This window comes from Micromonospora sp. D75, assembly GCF_018070405.1.
Taxonomy (GTDB): Bacteria; Actinomycetota; Actinomycetes; order Mycobacteriales; family Micromonosporaceae; genus Micromonospora; species Micromonospora chalcea.
In genome coordinates this window covers 1-11,658 of record NZ_JAGPXV010000122.1, presented here as the reverse complement: position 1 = coordinate 11,658, position 11,658 = coordinate 1, and the positions used below count along the sequence as shown (strand labels likewise).

Annotated in this window: 13 protein-coding genes; 8 read left to right on the top strand and 5 right to left on the bottom strand. The window is 73.7% G+C overall.

Going from position 1 to position 11,658, the window contains the following annotated elements:
• From KBX39_RS10500 to KBX39_RS10490, 3 genes are all read left to right on the top strand, one after another.
• A partial coding sequence (locus tag KBX39_RS10500) for an N-acetyltransferase (protein ID WP_210870260.1) occupies positions 1 to 509 on the top strand: 509 nt, incomplete at its 5' end.
• Complete coding sequence (locus KBX39_RS33780; RefSeq protein ID WP_069088086.1) at positions 502 to 690, top strand: toxin-antitoxin system HicB family antitoxin; 189 nt, start codon at positions 502 to 504, stop codon at positions 688 to 690. The genes KBX39_RS10500 and KBX39_RS33780, both read left to right, overlap by 8 nt.
• A gap of 139 nt (positions 691 to 829) precedes the next feature.
• Positions 830 to 1,777, top strand: coding sequence for a zinc metalloprotease (locus KBX39_RS10490; protein WP_069088087.1), 948 nt, complete (start codon positions 830 to 832; stop codon positions 1,775 to 1,777).
• Between the two features lie 51 nt (positions 1,778 to 1,828).
• Here KBX39_RS10490 and KBX39_RS10485 read toward each other — a convergent pair whose 3' ends face one another.
• Positions 1,829 to 3,508, bottom strand: a complete 1,680-nt coding sequence (locus tag KBX39_RS10485) for a DNA repair helicase XPB (RefSeq protein ID WP_043327178.1) — start codon at positions 3,506 to 3,508, stop codon at positions 1,829 to 1,831.
• Positions 3,509 to 3,694: 186 nt separating this feature from the next.
• Between KBX39_RS10485 and KBX39_RS10480 the strand changes: the two genes are divergently transcribed.
• Both KBX39_RS10480 and KBX39_RS10475 read left to right on the top strand, forming a co-directional pair.
• On the top strand, positions 3,695 to 4,570 hold the full coding sequence (locus tag KBX39_RS10480; RefSeq protein ID WP_064448815.1) for a L,D-transpeptidase family protein: 876 nt from the start codon (positions 3,695 to 3,697) through the stop codon (positions 4,568 to 4,570).
• 125 nt (positions 4,571 to 4,695) lie between these two features.
• A complete protein-coding gene (locus KBX39_RS10475) occupies positions 4,696 to 4,932 on the top strand; it encodes a hypothetical protein (protein ID WP_030503577.1) in 237 nt (78 codons plus the stop codon).
• A 4-nt stretch (positions 4,933 to 4,936) separates the two neighbouring features.
• Here the strand turns inward: KBX39_RS10475 and KBX39_RS10470 are convergent, their stop codons facing one another.
• Entirely contained in the window at positions 4,937 to 7,399 is a 2,463-nt protein-coding gene (locus tag KBX39_RS10470; RefSeq protein ID WP_210870258.1) for a helicase-associated domain-containing protein, read from the bottom strand.
• Positions 7,400 to 7,436: 37 nt separating this feature from the next.
• Between KBX39_RS10470 and KBX39_RS10465 the strand changes: the two genes are divergently transcribed.
• Both KBX39_RS10465 and KBX39_RS10460 read left to right on the top strand, forming a co-directional pair.
• Positions 7,437 to 8,060 (top strand): HAD family hydrolase, encoded by a 624-nt coding sequence (locus KBX39_RS10465; RefSeq protein ID WP_210870256.1) that lies wholly within the window; start codon positions 7,437 to 7,439, stop codon positions 8,058 to 8,060.
• Positions 8,061 to 8,088: 28 nt separating this feature from the next.
• Positions 8,089 to 8,475: a cold-shock protein gene (locus KBX39_RS10460; RefSeq protein ID WP_030503574.1), complete on the top strand. Its 387-nt coding sequence runs from the start codon at positions 8,089 to 8,091 to the stop codon at positions 8,473 to 8,475.
• Here KBX39_RS10460 and KBX39_RS10455 read toward each other — a convergent pair.
• Both KBX39_RS10455 and KBX39_RS10450 read right to left on the bottom strand, forming a co-directional pair.
• The gene (locus KBX39_RS10455) at positions 8,436 to 9,266 is read right to left on the bottom strand and encodes a 1,4-dihydroxy-6-naphthoate synthase (protein WP_210870254.1); all 831 of its coding nucleotides are present in this window, start codon (positions 9,264 to 9,266) and stop codon (positions 8,436 to 8,438) included. The genes KBX39_RS10460 and KBX39_RS10455 overlap by 40 nt on opposite strands.
• A 34-nt stretch (positions 9,267 to 9,300) precedes the next feature.
• A complete protein-coding gene (locus KBX39_RS10450) occupies positions 9,301 to 10,011 on the bottom strand; it encodes a TetR/AcrR family transcriptional regulator (protein WP_210870252.1) in 711 nt (236 codons plus the stop codon).
• A gap of 117 nt (positions 10,012 to 10,128) precedes the next feature.
• Between KBX39_RS10450 and KBX39_RS10445 the strand changes: the two genes are divergently transcribed.
• The gene (locus tag KBX39_RS10445) at positions 10,129 to 11,112 is read left to right on the top strand and encodes an NAD(P)-dependent alcohol dehydrogenase (RefSeq protein ID WP_210870250.1); all 984 of its coding nucleotides are present in this window, start codon (positions 10,129 to 10,131) and stop codon (positions 11,110 to 11,112) included.
• 56 nt (positions 11,113 to 11,168) lie between these two features.
• Here KBX39_RS10445 and KBX39_RS10440 read toward each other — a convergent pair.
• Positions 11,169 to 11,658 (bottom strand): futalosine hydrolase (locus tag KBX39_RS10440; RefSeq protein ID WP_210870248.1); only part of this gene is annotated, 490 nt, incomplete at its 5' end.

Here is an 11,658-nt window from a genome sequence, read left to right as displayed (position 1 = left end):
CGGAGGAGTTGTTCGCCGAACGCGGCTACACGCGGACGTTCCTGGAGTGGGTGCTGCGGCACGGCCTCGACGCGCTGCCCGAGGTCGCCGCGCCGGACGGCGTCACAGTGGAGCCTGCCACGCTGGGGTCGGAGCTGTTCGCCACCTACCGCGCGTCGTTCGCCGACCGGCCCGGATTCGTGGAGCCGGAGGCCGACGAGTGGCTGGGCGACCTGCGCGACGACGAGGACTTCCGGCCGGAGTTGACGCTGCTCGCGCGCGGCCCGGACGGCACGGCGGCCGGCTTCGTCACCGTGCTCGACAACTGGATCGACCAGGTCGGCGTGGTGCCGGGCTGGCGCGGGCGGCGGGTCGGGGCGTACCTGGTGGCGCGCGTGCTGCGCGGCCTCGCCGACGCGGGCGCGGACGGCGCGTGGCTCTGCGTCAACGACGACAACCCGGCGGCCGGGCTGTACCGGCGGCTGGGCTTCCGCGACTTCGGCCGCCGCGCCCGCTACCTGCGTGGCTGACCCGGCGCGGGAGGCGATTCCTGCGCGGGCTGGCGGCGCTGAGCCGCTGTCCGAGCGCAGGTACTCGGGCAAGTTCAACCTGCGGGTCGGCGAGAGCCTGCACCGAGAGTTGGCCATCCACGCCGCCGAGGAAGGCATGAGCCTGAACCAGTACTTGCTGAGGAAGCTGAGCGCCGCCTGACCCGTCCGGAGCGGTCCCTGCCGGGGACTGTTGCCGATGCCCATTGACGTGGTCTTATGGCGGGACGACGACGTCATCGATCCGCAGCTTTGACAACCCCGCGTCGGTACTCCTTTCATGCCTTCCGAAAGGTGCAACGATGCACAGGAAACCGACGATTCACCTGGCAGTGCTCGTCGCTGCCGCCGCCACCTTCCTGACCGCCGGCGGAGCCCCCGTCGCGGCCACGGCCGCCTCTCCCGCCGCCGCCGAGTGCGAGCCGGGCGCGGACAACCACAGCGCCGCCCGGGTACGTGAGGGCGCCACCGCCAAGGAGCCCGCGCTCTACTCGACGAACGAGGCCAAGGCGTACGGCGTCATCAAGGACTCGCCGCGCCTCGCCAACGGCAGCGTCACCGTGCCGACGGTCTTCCACATGATCTCCGACCACGAGCTGAGCGCGGCCGAGAAGGCCCGCTGGAACACGCTCATCTCGGCGCAGATGACGGTGCTCAACGACTCGTTCGCGGGTCGTACCGCGGCCGACGCCTCGGACACGCCGTTCCGCTTCTCGCTGGTCGACACCACGTGGACCGTCAACAGCACCTGGTACACGGTGGTGCCGGGCAAGAACGAGCGGGACATGAAGAAGGCGCTCTACACCGGCGACTCCCGCACCCTGAACGTCTACGCGGCGAACATCGGTGACGGGCTGCTCGGCTGGGCGTACTTCCCGAAGGGCTACAACAACGGCCGCGACTACATCGACGGCGTGGTGATGCTGGACGAGTCGATGCCGGGCGGTACGGCCGGCAAGTACGCGCTCGGTGACACGCTCACGCACGAGGTGGGGCACTGGCTGATGCTGGAGCACACGTTCGCGCACGGCTGCTCCGCGTCCGGCGACTTCGTGGCGGACACGCCGCGTGAGGCGGCGCCGCAGTTCAACTGCCCGATCGGGGCGGACACCTGCACCGCGCCGGGGCTGGACCCGATCCACAACTTCATGGACTACACGCAGGACTCCTGCATGAACATGTTCACCCCGGGCCAGGCCGACCGGATGAGCGACGCCTGGGTCGCGTTCCGCGCCAGCGGCAAGGGCTGACCGCGAGACCGGGCGGGCCGCACCACGGCGGCCCGCCCGGCCGCGCGCCGGTCAGTCGACAGTCGGCAGCGTCGGCCCGAGCACGTCGTCGGCGTCCACGATGGTGTACGCGTACCCCTGCTCGGCCAGGAAGCGCTGCCGGTGCGCGGCGTACTCGGTGTCGATGGTGTCCCGGGAGACCACCGTGTAGAAGTGCGCCTGCCGCCCGTCGGCCTTCGGGCGCAGCACCCGCCCGAGCCGCTGCGCCTCCTCCTGCCGGGAGCCGAACGTGCCGGACACCTGGATCGCAACCGCCGCCTCGGGCAGGTCGATGGAGAAGTTGCCGACCTTCGAGAGCACCAGCGTCCGCAACGAGCCGGAGCGGAACGCGTCGAACAGCCGCTCGCGTTCCTTGTTCGTGGTGGAGCCCTGCACGATCGGCGCGTCGAGGTATTCGCCCAACTGGTGCAGCTGGTCGAGGAACCCACCGATGACGAGGACCTGCTCGTCCGGGTGCCGGTCCACCAGCGCCCGCACCACGGGCAGCTTCGTGCGGGCGGTGGCCGCCATCCGGTAGCGCTCCTCGGCCTCCGCCGTCGCGTACGCCATGCGCTCGGCGTCGGTGAGCGTCACCCGTACCTCGGTGCACTCCGCCGGGGCGATCCAGCCCTGCTGCTCGATGTCCTTCCACGGCGCGTCGTACCGCTTCGGGCCGATCAGGCTGAACACGTCGCCCTCGCGGCCGTCCTCGCGTACCAGGGTCGCGGTGAGGCCGAGCCGGCGACGGGCCTGGAGGTCCGCCGTGAAGCGGAAGATCGGCGCGGGCAGCAGGTGCACCTCGTCGTAGACGACCAGGCCCCAGTCGCGGGCGCCGAACAGGTCCAGGTGGGTGAACGCGCCGCCGCGCCGCGAGGTGAGCACCTGGTACGTGGCGATGGTGACCGGGCGGATCTCCTTGCGCTCGCCCGAGTACTCGCCGATCTCCTCCTCGGTCAGCGACGTGCGGGCGATCAGCTCCCGCTTCCACTGCCGTCCGGCCACGGTGTTGGTGACCAGGATCAGCGTGGTCGCCTTCGCCTCGGCCATGGCCGCCGCGCCGACCAGCGTCTTGCCGGCGCCACAGGGCAGCACCACCACGCCGGAGCCGCCGGCCCAGAACGCCTCGACGGCTTCCCGCTGGTACGACCGCAGCGTCCACGGCTTGCCGCCGTCCTTGCCGGCCTCGGCCAGCTCGATCGGGTGCGCCTCGCCGTCCACGTACCCGGCCAGGTCCTCGGCCGGCCAGCCCAGCTTGAGCAGCGCCTGCTTGAGCCGGCCCCGCTCGGACGGGTGCACCGCGATGGTGTCGTCGTCGAGCTTCGCGCCGAGCATGCCGGCGAGCTTCTTGCTCTTGGCGACCTCGATCAGCACCACCCGGTCCAGCGCGCGCAGCACCAGGCCGTGCACCGGGTCGTTGGCGAGCTGGAGCCGGCCGTACCGGTCCATCGTCTCGGCCACGTCGACCAGCAGCGCGTGCGGCACCGGGTAGCGGGAGTACTTGATCAGCGAGTCGACCACGCCCTCGGCGTCGTGGCCGGCGGCCCGCGCGTTCCACAGGCCCAGCGGCGTCAGCCGGTACGTGTGCACGTGCTCGGGGGAGCGTTCCAGCTCGGCGAAGGGCGCGATGGCCATCCGGCACGCCTGCGCGTCGGGGTGGTCGATCTCCAGTAGGAGCGTCTTGTCCGACTGCACGATCAGTGGTCCACCGCTCACGCCAGCGTCCTCTCGCATCGCCCGGAACCCCGCTGCCCGGAACCCCGCCGCACCCCGGCTGACCTGCCGGAGGCCGACCAACCAGTGTTGCACGCCGGAGGGCTGCGCAAAAAAGTCCGGCTGGACAGGCAACGTCATACTCGTCCCACACGTCTAGCAAGCGGGACGACTGTCCAGGGAGGGCCCATGCAGCGTGTCCGGTTTCTCGCCCGGGTCACCGCCCTGGCGGTGGTCGTGCTGGTCGGTGTCGGCGCCTGCGCGCTCGATCCGCAGGCGGACGGCGCCGGGGGGAGCACCCCCGGCCCGGTCGGGCTGACGGAGGGAGCATCGGGGGCGAGCGCGTCGCCCACGCCGGAGCAGCCGGTCACGTCCCCGTCGGCGCAGCCGAGCCGGACGGCCTCGCCGAAACCCTCCCGATCGCCGGAGGCGACGAAGACGACGAAACCCGGGCCGAAGCCGAGCGCGTCCGCCGGGTGCCCGCAGGGCGAGCACCAGCGGGCCGTGGAGACGTACCTGACCCGGCTGGGCGGCTTCGGGACGCTGACCGTGGACGGCGAGCAGTCCGCCGCCGACTGCGCCGCGATCAAGAAGTTCCAGGTCCGGTACGGCATCAGCCCGTCCTCGGGTCGCGCCGGCCCCACCACGTACGACGTGGCGAAGCGGCTGGCCGCCACCGACACCGCGCGGTGCAAGGCCGGTTCCCGGCTGACGTTCTGCGTCGACCTGACCCGGCAGACGGTCTGGGCGATGCGCGGCGGCGAGGTGGTGATGGGCCCGACCGTGACCCGCACCGGCATGTCCGGCTACGCCACCCCGGCCGGCACGTACTCGGTGGGGCGGAAGAACCCGCGCGAGTGGTCCAACCCGTACGAGGTGTGGCTGCCGTACTGGCAGCAGTTCAACGGCGGGATCGGCTTCCACGAGACCACGACATACCTGCACAACGGCGCGATCGGCTCGCACGGCTGCGTGAACCTGCTGCACCGCGACGCGGTACGCCTGTGGGAGCTGGGTTCGGTCGGCACCCGCGTGGTGGTGATCGGCCGCCGCCCCGGCACCTGAACCGGCCCGGAACCCGCCCTCACCCGTGACCGGACGGCCCGGATCAGGGTTTTAACCCCTGTCCGCCCGGTCCGGCAGGTGCCACTCTGGAAGCCGGGTCCAAGCCGGGACGGGGAGGGACTGCCATGACCGTTGACCAGGACGTGCTTCCCGACGAGGAGCGGACGCAGCAGCAGGAGGTGCCCACGGCGGTCCTGTTCGGCTACGCGGCCGCCGCCGTCGGGGTGTTCGGCTGGTTCCTGTTCGGGCTGTTGGTGCAGCAGCAGGGCTTCGTGGACTCGGTCGGCGAGTCGGCCGGCGCGGCGTTCGCGTTGCTGCTGGCCGTGTCGGTGGTGGGCACGTTGCGCCGCAACGGGGAGTGACGCCTCACTCCTCCAGCACGGCCGCGGTGATCCGGTGCAGCGCGAACGTGTGCAGCATCTCCGTCCGGTCGTCCTCGGCGCGCAGGTAGCCGGCGCCGATAGACACCGGCCGGACCAGCCGGGACGCGGTCGCCCCGTGCGCGTCGACGTAGCCGACCCAGACCAGCGCCTTGTCCCGTACCGCCTGCTGGAGCACCGCCAGCGCGTCACCGTGACCGGGCACCGGGGCGGGACCGCCCGCCGCCGCGCCGCCCCGGACCACCGCCGGGGCCCGCCGCGCGGCCCGGGCCGCCGCGTCGCCCCGGCGGATCTGCTCCACCACGCCGAGCAGACGGGGCATCGGCAGCTTCGGCGTGGCGAGCGGGTCCACCGCGCGGCCGATCCCGGTACGGGCCGGCGCCCGCCGGGTCTTCGGCCGGGCCAGCACCGTCGCTCCGCTGGCGTCCTCGGGCACCGGGGCGTACCCGGCGTCGCGCAACGCGGTGAGCATCCGGTTGACCTGGTACGGCGTGACCAGCACGGTGGGTGCGAGCCGGCGGAACGCCAGCGGCTCCAGGCGCCGGTCGGCCTGCACCTCGGTGAGCAGCGCCTCGTCGTCGCTGCGCACGTATGCGCCGGACGACCCGACGCGCAGCCCGCCGTGCTTGCGGGCCACGTCGTCGACCAGATAGGTCAGGCCCTGCGGCACCGGGGTACGGGACCGGCGGCGGAACAGCGCGTGCAGGTCCTCCGCGGTGTAGCCGGCGTCCAGCGCCCGCCGGATGCTTCCCGTGGTGACCCGGTGCACGCTCGCCCCGCCCGCCGACTCGTGCTCGGCCACCACGTCCAGTTCGGCGGCGAGCGCCGGGTCGGGCGGGCCGGGCACCACCACTGTCAGGTCGGCCTGCACCAGCACGTGGTCGACCGGGGCGGGCAGCAGCCCGTCCAGCGCGCGGACGGTGGTCGACGGGTCGCCCGACTCGGCGTCGGAGCGCAGCCCGAGCGGGTCGTCGCCGCGTTCGTCGGCGTCGGTCAGCTCGGCGAGCAGCAGCCGCCCGTACGTGGTGAGCGCGCCGAGCCCGGTCACGCCCAGCGAGGCCGCCTCGGCCAGCACCTCCCGGTGCGCCGTCTCCCGCCCCCGGGCCCGCCGGGGCGCGCGCCAGTCCAGCAGTTCCAGCACCTCGTTTGGGGTGGGCGCGGTGCCGGCCGGCAGGTCGGCGAGCACGGCGAGCACCGCACGCCGGGCGGCGGGCGCGCCGGCTCGTTCCGCCTCGGCGGAGAGCACCGAGATGGGCCGGTCCCGGTCGTCGCGCTGCCCGATCAGGCCGGCCTGGCGGGGCATCGACATCCAGGCGCGGGCGAGCTGCTCCCAGCGCTGGGCCAGCGACGCCGCGCGCCACACCTCGTACCCGCCGGTGGGCAGGATCTGCTGGTCGCCGCCGTAGCGGGTGGTGGCCGCGCCGGTCAGTTCCATCTCACCGGTCAGCCCGGCTGCGTACGCGACCTCGAACAGCAGCGCGGTGGTCGTCTCGTCCAGCCCGAGTCCACGGGCGAGCCGGCGCAGGTCGCGGACGCCGACGCCGCCGGAGCGCAGCACCGGGGCCGGCTCCACGATCAGCGCCTCCAGCAGCGCCTCGGTGTGCCGGACCACCTCCATGGTCTGCCCGGCCCCGGCCGAGTCGACGGACTTGACCTCGCGGGGCGGGCCGGACACCACGGGTGGGCTGGTGCGCAGCGGGCCGAGCGGGCCGGAGTCGCGGCGCAGCACCAGCCCCACCTCGCGGGGCAGCTCGACGGTGCCGTTGCGGCCGCCGGACATCCGCACCAGCAGCCGGTGCTCGACCAGCCAGCGGATCGGGGAGCCGGTCGGCGCGCCGCCGTTCACCAGGTCCGGCGGGAGCACGTCCTCGGCGCCGGTGGCGGGGGCCTCCAACGCGCCCGGCGCGACGGTGCCGACCGGCGGTCCGGCGGCGAGCCGGTCCAGGACGGCGCGGGCCGAGGGCGGGGCGGACAGCAGCGTCCGCCGCAGCTTCGCCGGGTCCGCGCAGAGGGCCGCCACGCGCGGGTCCAGCTCCGCCGCCGGCCGGCCCAGCCCCGCCGGGTACGGGGACACCTCGTCGATGCCCCCGGCCACGCACAGGTCGTGCTCGGGGCCGTACAGCAGGAACCGGGCCCGGAGCCGGTCGACGGCGGCGCGGACCGCGGTGGGCGCGGGGGGCCGTGGCCCGGCGGTGGCCATGGCCAGGATCTGGTCGGTGGAGGTGGCGCCCTCGGGGCCGCGGGTGAGGCGGGCGGCGTCGAGGATCTGGAGGGTGAACTGGTCCAGCCCGTCGAGCGCCCGGGCCACGGAGACCCGGGACTGGGCGCGCAGGGCGAGGGCGGACACGTCGGCCGGCACCGGTACGACGAGGTCCGGCCGCAGCTGGAGCAGCGCGGCGAGGGACTCGTCGGGGAGGGCCCGCAGGTGGTCGGCGAGTGAGGTGGTCATCGTCGTACCACGCTAGCCCGCTGGGTAGGTTCTCGGCATGCCTCCGCTGATGGTCGGCTTCGACCTCGACATGACACTGGTCGACTCCCGCCCCGGGATCGCCGCCGCGTTCCGGGCGCTCACCGCGCGGACCGGCGTGCATGTGGACGGGGATCTGGCGGTGTCGCGGCTGGGCCCGCCGCTGCGCACCGAGCTGGCGCACTGGTTCCCGCCGGAGCGCATCGAGGAGGCGGTGACGCTCTACCGGGAGTTGTATCCGGCGTACGCGATCACTCCGACGGTGCCGATGCCGGGCGCGGATGCCGCGCTGCGCGCGGTGCAGGCGCGCGGCGGCCGGACGATGGTGGTGACCGCGAAGATCGGCCGGCTGGCGAAGCTGCACCTGGATCACCTCGGGCTGCCGGTGGACGAGCTGGCCGGGGACGTGTTCGCCGAGCAGAAGGCGGTCGCGTTGCGCGAGCACGGCGCGACGCTCTACGTGGGTGACCACGTGGCCGACATGGCCGCCGCGCGAGCTGCGGGAATCCCAGGCGTGGCAGTGGCGACCGGTCCCTGCTCGGCCGACGAACTGACCGAGGCCGGGGCGTACCTGGTGCTTGATGATCTCGTCGAATTCCCGAGGGCGCTGGACCGGATCATCGGGCTAGCCTTGGAGGGGTAGACGGTTCGAGTGGAGCGGGGTTCAACAGGTGCCGACGGGTCGAGTGAAGTGGTACGACGCCGCCAAGGGGTACGGGTTCGTCACCAGTGACGAGGGTGGCGACGTGTTCCTGCCGAAGGGCGCGCTACCGGCGGGTGTCGCCGACCTGAAGGGTGGCCAGCGGGTCGATTTCAGCGTCGTGGACAGCCGGCGGGGCGCCCAGGCGATGGGGGTCAAGCTGCTGGAGGCGCCGCCTTCGGTGGCGGAGCTGCGCCGCCGGCCGGCCGAGGAGCTGCACGGCCTGGTCGAAGACATGATCAAGGTGCTGGAGGCGAAGGTCCAGCCGGACCTGCGCCGGGGTCGCTTCCCGGATCGGAAGACCTCCCAGAAGATCGCTCAGCTGGTCCACGCGGTGGCGCGCGAGCTGGAGGTCTGAGGGACGAGCCCGGCGTCGGCGGCCCGGCCCAGCAGCGCCTCCACGGCGGCGAAGCCGGCCTCACCCAGGTCGGCGGTGAATTCGTTGACGTAGAGGCCGATGTGCCGGTCCACCACGTCGGGCTCCATCTCCTGCGCGTGCGTGAGGACGTACTCGCGGCTCGCAGCCGGGTCGGCCCACGCCTGGCGTACCGACTCGCGGATCCAGGCGGCGGCCTCGGCCGGGTCGACAGCGCCTCGGCGGGCCAGGATCGCGCCCAGCGGGATCGGCAGCCCGGTGTCGCCCTCCCACCACTCGCCCAGGTCGACGAGCGCGGTCAGCCCGTGCCGCGGGTAGGTGAAGCGCGCCTCGTGGATCACCAGGCCGGCGTCGTACCGGCCGGCGGCCACGCCCGGCATGATCTCGTGGAACGGCACCACCTCGATGCGCGCCGGGGCCTGGCCGGCCGCCCAGAGCCGGAACAGCAGGTACGCGGTGGTCCGCTCGCCGGGCACCGCCACCGTCGCCCCGGACAGGTCGGTCCGGTCGCCACGGGTCAGCACCAGCGGGCCGCAGCCCCGGCCCAGCGCACCGCCGCAGGGCAGCAGGTGGTAGTCGTCGAGCAGCCAGGGCAGCGCCGCGTAGCTGACCTTCACCAGGTCGAACGCGCCCCGCTCGGCGGCCGTGTTGGTCACGTCGACGTCCGCGTAGGTCACCTCGACCGGCGGCGCGCCGGGCACCCGGCCGTGCACCAGGGCGTCGAAGACGAACGTGTCGTTGGGGCAGGGGGAGATCGCCAGGGAGAGCGCCACGTCCCCACCGTAACCCCGGGGGCCGGGCCGCCCGTCACAGCGTCCGGTGTGACGTCCAGCCGTCCCGGTGCAGCCGTTCGATGCCGTCGAGCAGCTGGTCCAGCGCGAACTCGAACTCGAACTGGTCGTCGCAGCCCGGCCCGACGACCGAGTCGCCGTCGTGCGACGCCGCGGTGGCGATCGCCGCGAGGTTGGGGAACCGGGCGGCCATCTCCGGCGGCAGGTCGGCCCGCGGCTCGGGCACTGTCGCGCCGGACCGGCCGGCCTGCCGGGTGGCGTCGAACAGTTCCTGGCTGAAGCCCAGCACCCGGCTGCCCATCGCGTGCATCACGTGGTGGGCGAGGTCGGTGGAGAACCCTCCGGCGCGCAGCGCCCCGACGGTGGAGTCGAGGTACGCCAGCACGGCCGGCGTCGCCGTGCTGCGGGACTCGATCGCCAGCGGCGCCCAGGGGTGGCGCAGCAGCACCTGTCGCGCCGAGAGGATGCGCCGCCGGATCGCCTGCTTCCAGTCGCCGGGCTCCGGCGGATCGATCTCCGCGACCACGACGTCGATCATGCCGTCGACCAGTTCGTCCTTGTTCGCCACGTGCTTGTAGAGCGCCATCGGCACGACGCCCAGGTCTTGGGCGAGGTTGCGCATGCTGAGCGACTCGATGCCGGTCCCGTCGGCGAGCGCGACGGCGGCACGCAGGATCCGGTCCCTGCTCAGCGGTGCCCGGCGCACCTTCTCCGCCTGCTTCGGCATGTGGTTCCTCGCCTTCCCGGGGGCGGTTGTCACAGTATCCGCCTTGACTGGTGTACGGCGTACACCTAGCCTGGTCCCATCGAGGTGTACGCCGTACACCTGGGAGGGAGCGGGACCATGAGAGCGATCGTCCAGGACCGGTACGGCCCACCCGAGACACTCACGCTGGCCGACGTCGACACGCCCGTACCCGCCGTTGACGAGGTGCTGATCCGGGTCGAGGCGGCCGCGCTCAACGCGTACGACTGGCACGTCATGCGCGGCGATCCCCGGCTGTCGCGGCTGGCGCTCGGCCTCACGCGGCCCCGGGCGCGCATCCGTGGCCGCGACGTGGCCGGGCGGGTCGAGGCCGTCGGCGCCGGGGTACGGCAGATACGTCCCGGCGACGCCGTCTTCGCCGACCTCGGCGAGGCCGACGGCGCGTTCGCCGAGTACGTGTGCGTACCCGAACGCCTGGTCGCGCCCCGGCCGGCGAACCTGTCCCCGGAGCAGGCCGCCGCCCTGCCGCTCGCGGGCGTCACCGCGCTCCAGGGGCTGCGCGACGCCGGGCAGGTCCGGCCCGGCCACCGGGTCCTGATCAACGGGGCATCCGGCGGCGTCGGCACGCTCGCCGTCCAGCTGGCCAAGGCGCTCGGCGCGACGGTGACGGGCGTGTGCCGCACCCGCAACGTCGACCTGGTCCGTTCACTCGGCGCCGACCACGTGGTCGACTACACCCGCGACGACTTCACCCGCGACGGGCGCCGGTACGACGTGGTGTTCGACCTGGTCGGCAACCGTTCGCTGCGCGCGCTGCGGCGCGCGTTGACGCCGACCGGGACGCTCGTGCTCTCCGGCGGCGGCGTCTACCGCGGCGGCAGCCTCATCGGACCGGTCGGGCTGCTCGCCCGCGGACGGCTGACGGCGCCCTTCGTCCGGCAGCGCATCGTCGCGCTCGCCACCTCACCCGGCCGGGCGCACCTGGACGCGCTCCGCGAGCACGCCGAGGCCGGCCGGCTCACCGTGGCCATCGACCGGACCTATTCGCTCCACGAGGTGCCCGACGCCATCCGCTACCTCGAAACCGAGCACGCGCGGGCGAAGGTCGTCGTCACCATCTGAGGCCGTCGTCCCCAGCCCGGCGAGTTGTCCACAGGGTTGTCCACAGGTGGACAAGATCAGTGGAGGGCGGCTGCGGCGCTGGTCAGCGCGGCGAACGCCTCGCGCATGCGCCACGCGCTCCGGTCGCGCGGACCGATCGGGTTGGAGACCGTACGCAGCTCGGCGAAGGGCACACCGGCCTGGGCGGCGGCGACCGCCACGCCGTACCCCTCCATGGCCTCGGCCACCGCGTCCGGGTGCCGTTGCGCGAGCGCCGCCGTGCTCGCGGCGGTGCCGGTCACCGTGCTCACGGTGAGTACCGTGCCGACAGCCGCCCCCGGCAGGGCGGCCCGCAGCCCGGCCAGCAGGCCCGGATCGGCGGGCACGATCCGGCCGCCGCCCAGCAGCTCGGGGGGCATCCCCAGGTCCTCGACCGGGATGAACCCGCCGGGCGACTCGGCGCCCAGGTCGGCGGCGACACTGCGGTCGGCGAGCACCGTGCCGCCCACCGCGACCCGGCCGACGAAGCCACCGGCGATGCCGGCGCTGACCACCGCCCGGTACGGC